The sequence below is a fragment of the Streptomyces sp. NPDC002671 genome, from assembly GCF_053592475.1.
Map to the genome: position 1 here is coordinate 342,058 of NZ_JBSFVU010000006.1, position 16,189 is coordinate 358,246.

At 70.0% G+C, this 16,189-nt stretch carries 14 protein-coding genes and 1 tRNA gene; 9 read left to right on the forward strand and 6 right to left on the reverse strand.

Annotated features, from left to right (window positions below; translation table 11 throughout):
• Positions 1 to 4: 4 nt before the first annotated feature.
• Together ACWD35_RS12115 and ACWD35_RS12120 are read right to left on the reverse strand one after the other, a co-directional pair.
• The gene (locus ACWD35_RS12115; protein WP_451351077.1) at positions 5 to 1,081 is read right to left on the reverse strand and encodes an ABC transporter permease; all 1,077 of its coding nucleotides are present in this window, start codon (positions 1,079 to 1,081) and stop codon (positions 5 to 7) included.
• Positions 1,081 to 2,100 (reverse strand): sugar ABC transporter substrate-binding protein, encoded by a 1,020-nt coding sequence (locus ACWD35_RS12120; protein ID WP_451351078.1) that lies wholly within the window; start codon positions 2,098 to 2,100, stop codon positions 1,081 to 1,083. The genes ACWD35_RS12115 and ACWD35_RS12120 overlap by 1 nt, the downstream gene beginning before the upstream one ends.
• A 314-nt stretch (positions 2,101 to 2,414) precedes the next feature.
• On the opposite strand from ACWD35_RS12120, the gene ACWD35_RS12125 reads away from it, so the two are divergent.
• The 4 genes from ACWD35_RS12125 to ACWD35_RS12140 all read left to right on the forward strand — a co-directional run bounded on the left by ACWD35_RS12125 (position 2,415) and on the right by ACWD35_RS12140 (position 7,129).
• Positions 2,415 to 3,758, forward strand: a complete 1,344-nt coding sequence (locus ACWD35_RS12125; protein ID WP_451351079.1) for an ABC transporter substrate-binding protein — start codon at positions 2,415 to 2,417, stop codon at positions 3,756 to 3,758.
• A gap of 8 nt (positions 3,759 to 3,766) precedes the next feature.
• Positions 3,767 to 4,684, forward strand: a complete 918-nt coding sequence (locus ACWD35_RS12130; protein WP_451351080.1) for a carbohydrate ABC transporter permease — start codon at positions 3,767 to 3,769, stop codon at positions 4,682 to 4,684.
• Complete coding sequence (locus ACWD35_RS12135) at positions 4,681 to 5,568, forward strand: carbohydrate ABC transporter permease (protein WP_451351081.1); 888 nt, start codon at positions 4,681 to 4,683, stop codon at positions 5,566 to 5,568. The genes ACWD35_RS12130 and ACWD35_RS12135 overlap by 4 nt, the downstream gene beginning before the upstream one ends.
• A 160-nt stretch (positions 5,569 to 5,728) precedes the next feature.
• The gene (locus ACWD35_RS12140) at positions 5,729 to 7,129 is read left to right on the forward strand and encodes an amino acid permease (RefSeq protein ID WP_451351105.1); all 1,401 of its coding nucleotides are present in this window, start codon (positions 5,729 to 5,731) and stop codon (positions 7,127 to 7,129) included.
• 53 nt (positions 7,130 to 7,182) lie between these two features.
• Here the strand turns inward: ACWD35_RS12140 and ACWD35_RS12145 are convergent, their stop codons facing one another.
• The gene (locus ACWD35_RS12145) at positions 7,183 to 8,499 is read right to left on the reverse strand and encodes a M20 metallopeptidase family protein (RefSeq protein WP_451351082.1); all 1,317 of its coding nucleotides are present in this window, start codon (positions 8,497 to 8,499) and stop codon (positions 7,183 to 7,185) included.
• Positions 8,500 to 8,943: 444 nt separating this feature from the next.
• Here ACWD35_RS12145 and ACWD35_RS12150 point away from each other — a divergent pair, with 444 nt between their 5' ends.
• The 3 genes from ACWD35_RS12150 to ACWD35_RS12160 all read left to right on the forward strand — a co-directional run bounded on the left by ACWD35_RS12150 (position 8,944) and on the right by ACWD35_RS12160 (position 12,134).
• On the forward strand, positions 8,944 to 10,278 hold the full coding sequence (locus ACWD35_RS12150) for a PP2C family protein-serine/threonine phosphatase (protein WP_451351083.1): 1,335 nt from the start codon (positions 8,944 to 8,946) through the stop codon (positions 10,276 to 10,278).
• An 84-nt stretch (positions 10,279 to 10,362) separates the two neighbouring features.
• Positions 10,363 to 11,409 (forward strand): MASE1 domain-containing protein, encoded by a 1,047-nt coding sequence (locus ACWD35_RS12155; protein WP_451351084.1) that lies wholly within the window; start codon positions 10,363 to 10,365, stop codon positions 11,407 to 11,409.
• A 263-nt stretch (positions 11,410 to 11,672) separates the two neighbouring features.
• Entirely contained in the window at positions 11,673 to 12,134 is a 462-nt protein-coding gene (locus tag ACWD35_RS12160; protein ID WP_451351085.1) for a cupin domain-containing protein, read from the forward strand.
• 64 nt (positions 12,135 to 12,198) lie between these two features.
• Here ACWD35_RS12160 and ACWD35_RS12165 read toward each other — a convergent pair.
• A tRNA-Pro gene (locus ACWD35_RS12165) sits at positions 12,199 to 12,272 on the reverse strand.
• Positions 12,273 to 12,378: 106 nt separating this feature from the next.
• On the opposite strand from ACWD35_RS12165, the gene ACWD35_RS12170 reads away from it, so the two are divergent.
• Positions 12,379 to 12,888 carry a DUF309 domain-containing protein gene (locus ACWD35_RS12170; RefSeq protein ID WP_451351086.1) on the forward strand — a complete coding sequence of 170 codons (510 nt, stop codon included), beginning with the start codon at positions 12,379 to 12,381 and terminating at the stop codon, positions 12,886 to 12,888.
• A 9-nt stretch (positions 12,889 to 12,897) separates the two neighbouring features.
• Here ACWD35_RS12170 and ACWD35_RS12175 read toward each other — a convergent pair whose 3' ends face one another.
• A complete protein-coding gene (locus ACWD35_RS12175; protein WP_451351106.1) occupies positions 12,898 to 14,868 on the reverse strand; it encodes a bifunctional serine/threonine-protein kinase/glutamate ABC transporter substrate-binding protein in 1,971 nt (656 codons plus the stop codon).
• Positions 14,869 to 15,131: 263 nt separating this feature from the next.
• Here ACWD35_RS12175 and cobF point away from each other — a divergent pair, with 263 nt between their 5' ends.
• The gene (cobF, locus tag ACWD35_RS12180; protein WP_451351087.1) at positions 15,132 to 15,905 is read left to right on the forward strand and encodes a precorrin-6A synthase (deacetylating); all 774 of its coding nucleotides are present in this window, start codon (positions 15,132 to 15,134) and stop codon (positions 15,903 to 15,905) included.
• A 17-nt stretch (positions 15,906 to 15,922) separates the two neighbouring features.
• On the opposite strand, the gene ACWD35_RS12185 is transcribed toward cobF, so the two are convergent.
• Positions 15,923 to 16,189, reverse strand: a 267-nt coding sequence (locus ACWD35_RS12185; protein ID WP_451351088.1) for a precorrin-6A/cobalt-precorrin-6A reductase, incomplete at its 5' end; no start/stop codon positions are given.

The following is a 16,189-nucleotide window of genomic DNA, read 5'->3' on the forward strand; positions in this document are numbered from 1 at the left end:
GAGGTCACCTCCGGGTCGCCGTGCGCTGGACCCACAGATTGATCAGGACGGCGCCGAGCAGCATCACTCCGAGGAAGGCCTTGAACCAGTCGGGGTTCCAGCCGGCGTACACGATGCCCTGGTTGACCATGCCGAACATGAACGCGCCGAAGACGGGGCCGATCGCGGAGCCGTAGCCGCCGGTGAGCAGACAGCCGCCGATGACGGCGGCGGCGATGTAGATCAGCTCCTGGCCGACGCCCTCGCCCGACTGCACGGTGTTGAAGGAGAACAGGTTGTGCATGCCGACGAACCAGGCGCCGAAGCCGACCAGCATGAACAGCGTGATCTTGGTGAAGGTCACGGGGACACCGACGGCGCGGGCGCTCTCCTTGTTGCCGCCGACGGCGAAGACCCAGTTGCCGTACTTGGTGCGCAGCAGCACCCAGGTGGCGAGGGCCGCGAAGCCCAGCCACCAGACCACGGTGCTCTTCACCTGGACGCCCCCGACGTCGAAGGACGAGGCGAAGACCTTCTTGGCCTGGTCGAAGCCGTCCATGTCGCTGATGTCGTCGGTGGCGACGTTGCCGGTGACCAGCTTGGTCACGGCCAGGTTGGCGCCCTGCAGGATCAGGAAGGTGCCGAGGGTGACCAGGAAGCTGGGCAGCCCGGTCTTCACCACCATCCAGCCGTTGAAGGCGCCGATGGCGAGGGAGACGAGCAGCGCGACGATCACGCCGGTCCACACGTTCACCGTGAGCTGGTAGCTGAGCATGCTCGCGGTGAGCGCGGAGCTGATGACGGCGACGCCGGAGGACAGGTCGAACTCGCCGCCGATCATCAGCAGGGCCACCGGGAGGGCCATGATGCCGATGGTCGAGGACTGGTACAGGACCGTCGCCATCGAGCTGCCCTGGCGGACGGAGGGCGCGGCGATCAGGAAGAAGATCAGTACGGCGACGGCGCCGAGGAAGACGCCCACCTCGGGCCGGGCCAGCAGCCGGAGCAGCAGCGGGCGCCGGGCGGTGCGGCCGTCTCTCTCCTCGGGGCCGGACGCCGGCGGTGTGCCCACCGCCGGCCCGGCGTGCTGGGCCATGCTCATCACCGGGTGCCCTTCGCGGCGAACTGGGCGACCTTGTCGACGTTGGACTTGTCGACGAAGGCCGGGCCGGTGAGCACCGGCTGGACGCCGCCGCCGCTGTAGTTGCCGTTGTTCTTGTAGAGCCACAGGGAGTCGACCGCCAGGTAGCCCTGCAGGTAGGGCTGCTGGTCGACGGCGAACTCGATGGAGCCGTTCTGTACGGCCTTCACCAGTTCCTTGTTGAGGTCGAAGGTGGCCACCTTGGCCTTGCTGCCCGCGTCGCCCAGCGACTGCACCGCGGTCAGCGCGAACGGGGCGCCGAGGGTGACGACGGTGTCGATGGAGCTGTCCTGCTTCAGCTTCGCGGTGATCGTCGACTTCACGGACGGCATGTCGGTGCCGTTCACGTACAGGGTCTCAGTCGTGCCCTTGAACGTCTTCTTCACGCCGTCGCAGCGCTGGGTGAGGCCCACGTTGCCCTGTTCGTGGATCACACAGACGATCTTCTTGGCTCCGGTGGTGTTCAGCTTGTCACCGAACGCCTCACCGGCCACGCTCTCGTCCTGCCCGAAGAACTCCAGCAGCCCCAGCTTCTTCCAGTCGCTCAGTCCCGAGTTCAGGCCGACCACCGGTATGCCCGCCTGCTGCGCCTTGCCGAGCACGCTCTTCATCGCGTCGGGCTTGGCGAGGGTGACGGCTATGCCGTCGACCTTCTGGTCGATCGCGTTCTGCACCAGGTTGGCCTGGTTGCCGGCGTTCTGGTCGGAGGAGTAGACGAGCTTGACGTTGTCCTTGGCCGCCGCGGCCTGAGCACCCTTGCGGACGGTGTCCCAGAAGGTGTCGCCGGGCGGCGCGTGGGTGACCAGCGCGACCGTCATCCGGGGGGTGTTGGCCTTGCCCGCGGAGGCGTTCGCCGCTCCCTCCTCGGCCTTCTTGCCGCCGGAGCTGCTGGAGCAGCCGGCGAGGGTGAGGGCCGCCGCGGCGGCCACGGCCACGACGGGGGCCAGTCTGCGGGAGCGGAAGCGGGAAGAGCGGTCCATCATTCCTGCACCTCACTGTGGGACGGGGCGGAGCGGGACGCTGTTGCGTTGGCACGGGATCCAAGTCCCTGCCAGGCCTGCTGTCAATACTTTGTCAAGACATCATTTCAGTAACAGGTCTGAATGTAAGCACAAATCAGGGACGGGGCCGCTGATCCCCATCTACCTTCCCTTTTCCCGGCACGCCCATGACCTTCACCCTGGACCGCACTTACCTATTGACGCATGAGCGGAAGTGGGGCTGTGATTACGCCCGTGATGTTTGGGCAAGTTGGTTTCTGATCGGTTTCGAAAACTTTTCACTGGGAGCCGCCATGCGCCTGTCCCCTTCTTCTGGTTCTTCTGGTTCTTCCGGTTCTTCCGGTCTTTCCGTCCCTGGCCCCAGCCGCCGCTCGCTGCTGCGCGGAGCCGGTGGCGCCGCCCTGCTCGCCGGCGCCGGCATACCCCTGCTGTCCGCCTGCGGCGGCAGCGGTTCCTCCGCCGACCCGAAGACCGTCACGCTCGGCTCCAACGCCTCGGACGCGGTGCCGAAGCAGGCCTTCGCGAGCGTCTACGCGGCCTTCAAGCAGCAGTCCGGCCTCACCGTGCATGTGAACACGAAGGATCACAACACTTTCCAGGAGCAGATCAACACCTACCTCCAGGGCACCCCGGACGACGTGTTCAACTGGTTCGCCGGCTACCGCATGCAGTTCTTCGCGGCGAAGAAACTGGCCACACCGATCGACGACGTGTGGCAGAAGATCGGGGGCAACTTCCCCGAGGCGATGAAGAAGCTCAGCAAGGGCGAGGACGGCAAGTACTACTTCGTGCCGATGACCACCTACCCCTGGGCGATCTTCTACCGCCGAAGCGTCTTCCAGCAGCACGGCTACCAAGTCCCCACCACCTGGGACCAGTTGACCGCCCTGTGCAAGCAGATGAAGAAGGACGGCCTGGTCCCGATCGCCTTCGGCGACAAGGACGCGTGGCCCGCGATGGGCACCTTCGACCAGATCAACTTCCGTCTCAACGGCTACGACTTCCACGTGCAGCTGATGGCGGGCAAGGCGTCGTGGACGGACGCCAAGGTGAAGGCCGTCTTCGACCACTGGTCCGAGATCCTCCCCTACCACCAGGACGGCGCGATGGGCCGCACCTGGGAGGACGCCGCCCAGACGCTGGTGTCGAAGAAGGCCGGCATGTATCTGCTGGGCAGCTTCGTGGCCCAGCAGTTCACGAACAAGGCAGACCTGGACGACCTCGACTTCTTCGCCTTCCCGGAGATCAACCCGGCGTACGGGCAGGACACGGTGGAGGCGCCGACCGACGGCTTCATGGTCAGCAAGGCCCCGAAGAACCACGCGGGCGTCCTGAAGCTGCTGGAGTACCTGGGCTCCCCGCAGGCCGAACAGCTCTACCTGAAGACCGACTCCAGCGTGGTGGCCGCCTCCGACAAGGCCGACACCTCCGCGTACTCGGCGCTGCAGAAGAAGGCGTTCACGATGATCGGCGAGGCCAAGAGCCTCACCCAGTTCATGGACCGTGACAGCCGCCCGGACTTCACCTCCACGGTGATGCAGCCGGCCCTCCAGAAGTTCATCCAGAACCCGAAGGGTGTGGACGGCCTGCTGTCGTCGATCGAGCGCCAGAAGAAGACGATCTTCGCGTCCTCGTGAGCGGCGCCATGACCAACGACAAGTCGACGCAGAGCCGTCGGCGCCTGCTGACCCGCCGCGACCGCGTCACGCTCGCCCTGATGGCGGGCGTGCCCACGGTCCTGCACGTGGCCCTCGTCTGGGTCACCGCCCTGGCCTCGATCCTGCTCGCCTTCACCACGTGGGACGGCATCGGGTTCGACTCGATCAAGTGGGTGGGCCTGGACAACTTCCATCAACTCTTCGACGACAACCCGCAGTTCTGGCCCGCCGTCCAGCACAACATCATCTGGTTCGTCGTCCTCATCCTCGTCCCGACCCCGTTCGGCCTGTTCCTGGCCGTCCAGCTGGACAAGCGGATCCGGTTCAGCCGGGTCTACCAGACGGCGTTCTTCCTGCCGGTCGTCATCTCGATGGCGTGCATCGGTTTCGTCTGGCAGCTCGTCTACAACCCGGACACGGGCCTGATCAACAGCATCCTCGACGCCAACAAACCCGGCCACTACATCGACTGGATCGGCGACCCGCACCTCAACCTGTGGGCCGTCCTGATCGCCGCGTCCTGGCGGCACACCGGCTACATGATGATCCTCTACCTGGCCGGTCTGAAGAGCGTCGACCCGTCCCTGCGGGAGGCGTCCGCCCTGGACGGCGCGAACGAGTGGCAGACGTTCAAAAACGTCATCTTCCCCACCCTGCGCCCGACCAACACGGTCGTCCTCGTCGTCACCATCATCGAGGCCCTGCGCGCCTTCGACCTGGTCTTCGTCTTCAACAAGGGCGCCCAGGGCACCGAGTTGCTGTCGATCCTGGTGACCAACAACATCATCGGCGAGTCCAGCCGCATCGGTTACGGCTCCGCCATCGCCGTCGTCCTGCTGGTGATCTCCCTCGCGGTGATCATCCCGTACCTGGTGGCCACCTTCCGGAAGGAGCGGCGCGCATGAGCGGCACCGCTGTCCCGCTGAAGCGGCGCACCCCGGTCCGCCCCGCCCGGATCGTGCTGCACGTCTTCCTCACCGGCACGGCCCTGGCCTGGCTGGCCCCGCTGCTGTGGGCGGTCTACTCGGCGCTGCGGCCGTACAGCGAGACCAGCACCAAGGGGTACGTCTCCTGGCCGGACAAGCTGAGCCTGGAGAACTTCAGGAACGCGTACACGCAGTCGGACATGACGCACTACTTCGGCAACACGCTGCTGATCGCGGTGCCGGCCGTGCTGCTGACGCTGTTCCTGTCGTCGATGGTCGCCTTCTACGTCAGCCGCTTCGACTTCCGCCTCAACCTCGCGCTGCTGCTGGTCTTCACGGCCGGCAACCTGCTGCCGCAGCAGGTGATCATCACCCCGCTGTACCGGATGTACCTGCTGACGGACCTGCCGGGCATCACGGCGAGCGGCAAGCTGTACGACTCCGCGCTCGGCCTGGTCCTGATCCATGTGGCGTTCCAGTCCGGCTTCTGCGCGTTCGTGCTGAGCAACTACATGCGCTCGCTGCCGCACGAGCTGACGGAGGCCGCGCTGGTCGACGGCGCCTCGGTGTGGCGGCTGTACTGGCAGATCACGCTGCCGCTGTGCAAGCCGGCGATGGCGGCCCTGGCCACGCTCTTGTCCATCTGGATCTACAACGACTTCTTCTGGGCCCTGGTGCTCATCTCCACCGGCGAGAACATGCCGATCACCTCGGCCCTGAACAACCTCTCCGGCCAGTACTTCACCGATCCCAACCTGGTCGCGGCAGGCTCCCTGCTGACCGCGATCCCGACCCTGATCGTGTACTTCGTGCTCCAGCGCCAGTTCGTCAGCGGCCTGACGCTGGGCTCCAACAAGGGCTGAACATATCTCTGCGCAAAGCCCGTGAAAGCGCATGTTTTGCATGATCGGACGGGCCTGACGGGACAAGAAACGGCGATTTGTCCGGAGCCTGGGGCATCCCCGACCATGGCTCGGTCCCGGCGATCCCGGGAACATTCGTTCGATGAGAGGCGCACCCCCCATGCACGTCACCGGAACCGCCGCGCAGACGGCTCCGGCCCCGTCGGAGACCCCCGTGGTTTCCGCCGGGGACCCCCACGGCGACAGCGACAAGCACGCCCGCCGCTTCGGACTGCCCGTCGCCACCGCCCTGGTCATGGGCAACATCATCGGCGGCGGCATCTTCCTGCTCCCGGCCTCCGTGGCCCCCTACGGCACGGTCAGCCTGCTCGCCTTCGGTGTCCTGACCGTCGGCGCCATCGCCCTGGCCCTGGTGTTCGGCCGGCTCGCCGAACGCGACCCGCGCACCGGCGGACCGTACGTCTATGCCCGCGAGGCCTTCGGCGACTTCGCCGGCTTCCTCGCCGCCTGGGCCTACTGGATCACCACCTGGGTGTCGAACGCCGCGATCGCCGTCGCCGGCGTCGGCTATCTCGACGTACTGATCCCGGTGAACGGCCACCGCTGGAGCGCGTGCCTGGCCGCGCTGGCACTGCAGTGGCTGCCCGCGCTCGCCAACTTCGCGGGCACCCGTTACGTGGGCGCCGTCCAACTCGTCTCCACCGTGCTGAAGTTCGCGCCGCTGCTGCTGGTCGCGGTCGGCGGGCTGTTCTTCTTCGACCCGGACAAGCTCGGCCCGTTCCACGCGGGCGGCGGCAGCACGGCCGGCGCGGTGTCCGCCTGCGCCGCGCTCCTGCTCTTCTCCTACCTCGGTGTGGAGTCGGCCGCGGTCAGCGCGGGCGAGGTCAAGAACGCCCGCCGCAACGTGGGCCGCGCCACCGTCATCGGCACCGCGGGCGCCGCGCTGGTCTACCTGCTGGGCACGCTGTCCGTCTTCGGCACGGTCGCGCACGACCGGCTCGTGAAGTCCACCGCGCCGTTCTCGGACGCCGTGAACGCCATGTTCGGCGGCTCCTGGGGCGGCTGGGCCGTCGCGCTCGCCGCGCTCGTGTCGATCGCCGGCTGTCTCAACGGCTGGACCCTGCTGAGCGCCCAGACCCCGTACGCCGCCGCGCAGGACGGGCTGTTCCCCGCAGCCTTCACGCGCCGCCGGCGCGGCGTTCCGACGGTCGGGGTCGGCGTCACGGTCGTCCTTTCCTCGCTGCTCACCGTCTACAACTACATGGCGGGCTCGGCGAAGGTCTTCGACGTCCTGGTCCTCGTCACCACCTTCACCGCGACCGTGCCCTACCTGCTGGCCACCGCCGCGCAGGTCTTCCACCTCGTCTCCGGCCGCCGGCAGGCCGTCGACCGGGCACGCCTGGCACGGGACTCCGTGATCACCGCGGTGGCGGTCGCCTTCTCCATCTGGCTCGTCGCGGGCTCCGGCTACGCGGCGGTGTACCAGGGCGTGCTGTTCCTGTTCGCCGGGATCGTCGTCTACGCCGTGATGGCGGGCCGGCGGCGCCCGGAACCGGCGTGAAGTCGTCGTGGCCTCCGCCGTGCGTCACCGGCGCGGCGGGTACGTCTGATCCCTCACCGCGCGGGCTCCGGTCCGCCGTCCGTTCCGGCACCCGCTCCGGCGCCCGCGAGGAAGGCCAGGGCCACGGCCGCCGCGCAGGCGATGCCCGAGGCGATCACGTCCTCGTCGATGTCCATACGGGGCGAGTGCAGTGACGGCGCCTCAGGCGGGGCCAGGCCCGCAGGGCACGCGCCGAGGAAAGCCAGGGCGCCGGGCACGGCCCGCAGGACGTAGCTGAAGTCCTCCGCCGTCATCTGGGTGGCCGTCAGCACGTCCACCGCCTCGGTGCCGAGCACTTCCGTGGCCGTACGCAGGACGAAGTCGGTGAAGCCCGGGTCGTTGACGGTGACCGGGTAACCGGGTTCGACGGTGGCCTCCGCCGTCGCTCCGTGGGCGGCTGCCACCCCCTGGGCGACTCTGGCGATCGCCTCGTGCAGCCGCTGCCGCGTCGGCTCGGACACGGTGCGCAGGCTGCCGCCCAGTTCCGCGGTGTCCGGGATGACGCCCGTGGCGGCGCTGCCCGCCCTCAGGCGGGTCACGCTGAGGACGGCCATGTCGTCGGCGGACAGGCCGCGGGTGACCATCGTCTGGAGGGCCAGCACGATCTCGCAGGCCACCGGCACCGGGTCGCAGGCGGTGTGCGGCGCCGAGGCGTGGCCGCCGCGCCCGCGGACGACGACCCGGAACCGGTCGGAGGCCGCCAGTTGCGGGCCTGGGCGCAGCCGCAGCGCGCCGGCGGGCAGGTTCGGGTGCACGTGAAGGGCGAAGGCGGCGTCAACGCTGCGTCCGGATGCCTCCAGAACCCCCTCCTCGATCATGTGGCGGGCTCCGTGGTGGCCCTCCTCGCCGGGCTGGAACATGAACACGACGCTGCCCGGCAGGTCCGCCCGCCGGGCGGCGAGCAGCCGTGCGGCGCCCACCAGCATCGCCGTGTGGGCGTCGTGCCCGCAGGCATGCATCAGCCCGGAGGTCCGCGAGGCGTACGGCAGTCCGGTCTCCTCGGTGACCGGCAGCGCGTCCATGTCGGCGCGCAGCAGGATCGCCGGCCCGTCGGCCGGTCCGCTGAGGGTCGCGGTGACGGAGGACAGGGCGCGGCCGGTACGGAGCTCCAGCCCCAGGCCGTCGAGCGCGTCGAGCAGCAGGCGCTGCGTGCCGGGCAGGTCGAGGCCCAGCTCCGGGCTGCTGTGCAGGGCGCGGCGCAGGGCGACCGCTTCGGGGGCCAGCCGGCGGGCCTCGTCGAGGACAGAGCCGAGGAGCGAGTCAGGGAGCGCGCCGCGCGGAGAGCCGGGGAGAGGCGGGGCAGCGTGCGAGACCCGAGGCGAAGGTGTCATGCAACCGTTCTCCTTCCCAGGACCGGGCTGGGCAGCCCCAGTCGGCCCCGGCGGGCCGGATTCGGACAGGCCGCCCACTGACAGGATGGCGGAATCCGGCCGCCGGCCAGGGGCCGACGCGCTGACGTGCTCGAACGAGGACAGCCCGCAGGCTCGTCGGCCCGAGTGAGGGCGTGGACCGTTCCATGGCGATGCCTGCGTCGACGTACGCCTGACGAGGCGGCGCGGCTGTCACACAGAGGCCGCACAGCCCGCGGCGCATGAGCGCCGGTGCCACAATCGATGACGACGCCGCGATGGCCGTCCGCCCTGATGGTGATCGGGATCGTGGAAGGAGGCCGCGATGCACTGCTCGAGTCAGGGGCTGCACGGGCGGATCCGCTGTGACCGACGAGCAGGCCCCACGATGACCGGGACCGGGCATCAGTCCACCGGGCGCCGGTGATGGCGCGAGAGAGGCAGCGGAGACAGCCGAGGCAGCCGCACCTCCCCGACCTGCACGTGCGCCTGCGCTCCGAGCTGGGCCGGATCGACGAGCAGCTGCGCTCCCTGCTGTCCTCCATGGACCGGCTGCAGGGCCTGCTGGACGCGGTGGTGGCCATCAGCCGTGAGGTGGAACTGCCCGCGGTGCTGCAGCGCATCGTGACCACCGCCATGAACCTGGTCGGCGCCCGCTACGGGGCACTGGGCGTACTCGACGAATCCGGGGAGCGCCTGGAGCAGTTCATCACGGCCGGCCTGTCCGAGCAGGAACGCATCGCTCTGGCCGAGACGGGCCTGCCTCGCGGCCTGGGTGTCCTCGGCCACCTGATCCGCTACCCCGAACCCCTGCGGATCGACGACATCCCGGCCCATCCGTCCTCCACCGGGTTCCCGCCCGGCCATCCGCACCTGCGCACCCTGCTCGGCGTCGCCATCAGCGTGCGCGGCGAGATCTACGGCGACCTGTACCTCTCCGAGCGGCAGGACGGAAAGCCCTTCGACATGCACGACGAGAACGTCGTCGTCGCCCTGGCCAGCGCCGCCGGCATCGCGATCGAAAACGTACGACTGTTCGAACGAATTCGGCTCGGAGCCGAGCAGTTCCAGCGACTACTGCTGCCCACCCTGCCCGACCTGCGGCCCTTCACCGCCGCCGCCGTCTACCGGCCCGCCGCCGAGCCCAGTCAGCTCGGCGGGGACTGGTACGACGCCATCCTCCTGCCCGACCACGTGGTGGCGGTCGTGATCGGTGACGTGGTCGGCCACGATCTGCGGGCCGCGGCAGCCATGGCCTCCACCCGCAACATGCTGCGTGCTCTGCTGTTCGACCGGAGCAGTCCGCCCGGCGCGGTCCTCGCCCAGCTCGACCGCGCTCTGGAGGCCATCACGAACAATCCCGTCACGACCACCACCCTGGCCCGCTTCGAACCGGAGGGATCAGGGTGGCAACTCCACTGGAGCACCGCGGGCCACCTCCCGCCCCTGCTGCTCACCCGTGACCGCCGCGTGGCCTATCTGCTCGCCGAGCCCGGACTGCCGCTCGGCGTCGACACCGCACAGCCCCGCCCGAACCACTCCCGCTTCCTGCCCCCGGACGCCACCGTGGTCTTCTTCACCGACGGGCTGGTCGAGCGTCCCGACCACTCCATCGACGAGAGTCTGAACGCACTCGCCGATCTCGCCGTGCAACACGCCGCCCTGCCCCTGCCCGCGTTCGTCCAGGCTCTGGCCGATCACCACCCCAGCGATGGTCACGACGACATGGCCATCCTCGCCGTGCGCACGCCGCCGGCCTGACCCCGGGTCGGCCACTCGTTGGAGGATCCGGCGGATCCAGCGGATGATGGGCCTATGGGTGATGCCGATTCCGGAGGTCGCCCGATGGCTTTCGCGCGGCATGTACAACTCAGCCGCGGTGGTGTGGTGGCCGTTCTGGAGATCTGTACCCTCGCCGCGCTGTACTACGGCTCGGCCAAGGCAGGACTGCTCCAGCAACTGGTGCGCGGCCAGGTCACCCCGCTGTGGCCGCCGAGCGGAATAGCGGTGGCGGGTCTGCTCCTGCGCGGCCCGAGGGTCTGGCCCGGGATCGCACTCGGCGCCTTCCTGGTCAACATTTCGCTGGGGCCGTCGCTCCCGGCCGTACTCGCGATCACGGCGGGAAACACCCTGGCACCCCTTTGCTCCTACGCACTGCTGCGCCACATGGGCTTCCGGAACGAACTGGACCGTCTGTGGGACGCGCTCGCCCTGATCTTTCTCGGCGCGTTCGCCGGGATGCTGATCAGCGCGACGACGGGCAGCGCGACCCTGGTCCTCGCCGGTGGCCTGGGCACCGGGGGCTTCTGGCCGACGTGGTCGGTCTGGTGGACCGGCGACGCGATGGGCGTTCTCGTGGTCACGCCGGTCCTGCTCGTCCTCAGCTCGGCTCGCCGGCCGAGGGATGCGCCGCCGCTGCGGTGGGTGGAGGGACTGCTGCTTGTGGCGGCCACCGTCAGCGTCGGTGTCATCGAGACCGGTCCCACGCCGCTCCTGTTCCTCGGCTTCCCGCTGCTGATCTGGGCGGCCTTCCGCTTCCAGCTGGCCGGGGCCGCGCCCTGCGCACTGGCCGTGTCCACCTTCGCGATCATCGCTGCCGCGCGGAGAACGGGCCCCTTCTCCGGTCATGACCTGCTCGTCAACATGATCACCCTCCAGGCGTACAACGGTTCTGCCTCGCTGACCGCGCTGGTGGTCGCCGCCATCATCAGCGAGCGGAACCAGACCCAGCGGGAGATCGCGCGAGCCTGCGGGCAGCTCGCCGGGATGGTGGCCAAGATCGCCACCGGGGACCAGCGCCCGAGGCTCCCCGACGGGGAGGCCGACAAGAAGGCCGGGAAGGACGAGCACGGCGGTCCCGCAGACACGAAAAGGTCGTCTCCTCATTCCTGAGAAGACGACCTCCGACCGGCATCAGAGCTGGTCGGGACGGCAGGATTTGAACCTGCGAGTGCCCAGGAGCGCACAGTCCGCGTGCGCCGCGCACCGCACCACCGCAGTCTGGACGCATGACCTGTCGGTGCGCGATGAACGTCAACCTGACGAATACTCCGACCTTCGACGACGCCTCACCGGCGTTCTTCCAGACCTCGATGGACACCCACTACAGCGACTGGCTCTCCTGAACCAGCCGGCCCACCACTGGAGGCCTCGCCATGTCGAACGACGAGCCGGCAGCAGACAGCACTGAGAGCCGACCGCGCTCGGAAGCATGGAAGACGGCGCTCACTGTGCTGCAGTCGGTGAAACCGACATCCGTTCCGGAGGGGGCAGAGGTGATGACCGTCCTCGTCGAGTTCCCTCCCGGCGACCCCGGCACCCCTCCGCACCGGCACTCGGGACCCGCTTTCGGCTACATGCTGGAGGGCGAGATGCTCTTCGAGCTGGAAGGCGAGCCCGAACGGGTGATCAAGGCCGGGGAGACGTTCTGGGAGCCGGGCGGCGATGTCATCCACTACCAGGACGGGAACAACCGGTCGGACTCCTGGAGCCGCTTTCTCGTCACCATGATGTGTGCGCAGGGTCAGCCCATGCTCACCCTGGTCGACGACGAAGAGCTGGCCCAGCGTCAACACCTGCGAGCTCCCCGTCCAGGCCCACAAAGCGCCGCAAAATGAGCAAGGGCCCTGTCTCACTGTTGTGAGACAGGGCCCTTACCTGCAACGACGGAGCGGACTCCAGTCGGGACGACAGGATTTGAACCTGCGACCCCTTGACCCCCAGTCAAGTGCGCTACCAAGCTGCGCCACGTCCCGATGCGCTGACTCGCGGTGACCCGCGTGATCGCGCGAACAGAACTTTACCCCACGTACGGGGCTGCGCCGAAGTGGGCCCCACGGGCGGCAGGGGACAATCGGTCGTATGGGAAACGCGGACGCCAGGGACCGGGACACGGACGGCCGGGCACGCAGCGCACGGCCCCGGGACGGACTGGGCAGGCCCCTGCCGTACGACGCGCAGGGGGTGCCCCGGCAGCCCGAGGGCGTCGTACGCACCCCGCGGGAGACGGTCGCCGAGGCGCAGGCGCTGCTGGACGCCGGGAAGCCGTTCCATGCGCACGAGGTGTTCGAGGACGCCTGGAAGTCGGGTCCCGAGGCGGAGCGCACGCTGTGGCGGGGACTCGCCCAGCTGGCCGTGGGGCTCACGCACGCGGCCCGCGGCAACGTCACCGGCGGGGCCCGGCTGCTGCGGCGCGGCGCCGGCGCCGTCGAGGCGTGGGCGGCGGACAGCGGCGAGGGGCGGCCGTACGGGATGGATCTGGGCGGGATCGCCGGGTGGGCCCGGGAGCTGGCCGGGCGGGTGGAGCAGGGGGCCGGGCCCGTCGACGCGGAGGCCGAGGCTCCCCCTCTGTCGTCCGACCGGACGGCGTAGGCCGCGGCCTCAGCTCTGGAGCGAGTCCGGGTCCGGGGTCAGCAGTGGCAGGTTCTTCCGGACGGCCCGCGCCCAGGAACCGTCCGCGACCATCGCCGCGAGCGCCGACTGGACCCGGCCCTTGCGCGTGCTGCCCTCGGGCAGGCCGATGCCGTAGCGCTCGTCGGACAGGGCGAGGCCCGCCAGCTTGAATTTTCCCTTGTACGGGGCCTGGGCCGCGTAGCCCGCGAGGATGCTGTCGTCGGTGGTGACCGCGTCGACCGCGCCGCTCGCCAGGTCGTCGAGGCAGGGCGGGTAGGTGTCGTGCTCGGTGAGCACGGCCTGCGGGGCGACCTTGGTCCGGAGGTTGAGCGCGGGGAAGGAGCCGGTGACCGCGCAGACCTTCTTGCCGTTCAGGTCGGCCCCGCGTGTGACCGAGGTGTCGTCGGCCCGCACGAGCACGTCCTGATGGGCCACCAGGTACGGACCCGCGAAGTCGACCCTTTCCTCCCTGCTGTCGTTGATCGTGTACGCGGCGACGACGAGGTCCACGTCGCCGCGGCCGAGCAGGGTCTCACGCTCGCTGCTCCTCGCCTCCTTCCACGTGATGTGGGCGGGGTCGTAGCCGAGCGCCCGGGCGATGTAGGTCGCCACGTCCACGTCGAACCCGGCGTACGTGCCGTCCGCGTTCTTCCAGCCGAGGCCGGGCTGATCGAACTTGATGCCGATGGAGATCTTCTTCCCGCCGCGCCCGCTCGACGGCGGCGCGGAGGAGGTGGAGGAAGCGGAGGGGGTGGAGGCACTCGTGCCGTGGCCCTTGGCGTCGGAGCCCGTTGAGCCGTCGGGCAGCAGGGTCCAGACGACCCCGCCGGCCACGACGGCGAGCGCGACGGCGCCGGCGACCAGCGCGGGGCGGCGTTTCGCGCGACGCGGGGCGGCTGGCGTACCCGCCGGTGCGACGGGCGGCGGGAAGGTGGCCGGTGGGAAGGTGGGCGGTGGGAAGGTGGGCGGCTGGGCGGCGGGCGGCGGCCACGGAGCGTTCGCGGCCCCGTGCCAGGGGTCCGCTGCCGCGCCGGCGTCGGGCCGCGGGCCGGATCCGGATCCGACATCGGTTCCTGCGGCAGGCGCGCCGGAGGGAGCGTTCGGCTCGTCGGCGGGGCTGTCGTCCGGGAATGTCTGTTCGGGCGCGTGCGGCGCCGGGATCGCGTCGGACGGCAGCACGAGCCCTACCGTGACACTGCCCTCGGCCTCGGCGAGGAGACGGTCCAGGGTCTCCGCGTCCGGGCGGGCCGCCGGGTCCCGGACGAGCACCTCCGTCAGCGCCCGTATCAGCGGACCGGCCTGCCGGGGCGGCGGCACCTCCTCGCCGAGTACGGCCGCCAGTGTCGCCAGGGTGCTGCCGCGCCGGAAGGGGTTGTGCCCCTCCACCGCCACATACAGGGTCATCCCGAGCGACCACAGGTCGGCGGCCGGACCGCCGTCCTCGCCGCGCACCCGCTCCGGCGCCATGTAGTCGGGCGTGCCGATGACCGAGTCGGAGGCGGTGAGCGCGGTGGCACCGTGGACCGACGCGATGCCGAAGTCGGTGAGGACCGGGGTGCCGTCGGGGCGCAGCAGGATGTTGGGCGGCTTCACGTCCCGGTGCTGGATCCCGGCCGCGTGCGCGGCGCGCAGCCCCGCGAGCACTCCCCGGCCCAGCGAAGCCGCCTCGCGGGGCGCGAGCGGGCCCCGGTCGAGCCGCTCCTTGAGGGAGCCGCCGGTGACCAGTTCCATGACGATCCACGGGTACGGATACGCGTCGCCGTCGACGATGTGATGGATGGTCACCACGTGCGGGTCTGTCAAGCGGGCGAGGGCCCGGGCCTCCCGGAGCACCCGTGACCGGAGTGCGGCGGCGGCCTCGGGGTCGTACTCGGCGAGTCCCGGGTCGCCCGGCCGGACCTCCTTGACCGCCACCTCGCGGTGCAGCAACAGGTCGCGTGCCCGCCACACGAGCCCCATGCCGCCGCCCCCGAGACGTGCGAGCAGCTCGAACCGCCCGTCCACCACGCGTGCCACCCGCGGCCCCCTCGCATCCCCCGGTACGCGCCCGCCCCTTGGGCCCGTGGAGCCCGGTCGCGGCCCCCGGCGGCACTCTGCCACACCGGTCCGCTCTGCGCCGGTCGTCCGCGGAGACGGTGTCCGCGGGCCGTCGGCGCACGGCGTAGCGGCTCGTCAGAGGGCGGGTGGCGGCACTGTCAGTGGCATGCGGCAGACTCGGGGGCGTGCGAAAGATTCATGTCATCGGTATCGGCGCGGGCGACCCCGACCAGCTGACCCTGCAGGCGGTCAAGGCGCTGCGGAGCACGGACGTGTTCTTCCTGCTCGACAAGGGCGAGGTGAAGAGCGATCTGACCCAGCTCCGCCGGGACATACTCGACGCACACCTGCCCGAGGGCTCGTACCGGGTGGTGGAGGCCCGTGACCCGGAGCGGGACCGCCGGGCGGGCGGGGCGGCGTACTCACCGGCCGTGGAGGACTGGCGCAGTGCCCGCGCCGGGATCTACGAGCGGCTGATCGCCGAGGAGTTGGGCGAGGACGGCACGGGCGCCTTTCTGGTGTGGGGGGATCCCTCGCTGTACGACAGCACGCTCGGGATCCTGGAGGAGGTGCTGGAGCACGGAGTGGTGGCGTTCGAGTACGACGTCGTGCCCGGCATCAGCAGCGTCTCGTCGCTGGTGGCCCGGCACCGCACGGGGCTGAACCGGGTGGCGCGGCCGGTGCAGATCACCACCGGGCGGCGGCTGGCCGAGGGGTTCCCGGACGGGGTGGACGACGTGGTGGTGATGCTGGACGCGCACCAGACCTTCCGGCAGTACGCCGACCAGGACATCGACATCTACTGGGGCGCCTACATAGGCACCCCGGACGAGATCCTCGTCTCCGGACCGATCGGGGAGGCGGGCCCGCGCATCGAGCAGGTGCGGGCCGAGGCACGGGAGCGCAAGGGCTGGATCATGGACACGTACCTGCTGCGCAGGCACCCCGGCGAGCAGTAGCCCCCAGGCCTCCGTGGTCACCGGCCGCTGAAGCCCAGCCGGTCCAGTACCGCCGCCACGTCCGGTACCGGTGTGATGCCGGCCGGCAGTGCGGGGCGTCGTACGACGACCACGGGCAGGGCGAGTTCGCGGGCGGCCGTCAGTTTCGCGGACGTCGCGTCGCCGCCGCTGTCCTTGGTCACCAGGACCTCGATGCGGTGGGCGCGCAGCAGTACCGTCTCGTCGGCGACGGTGAACGGGCCGCGGGCCAGGACCACTTCGGTGTGCGGGGGCAGGGGCGGCTC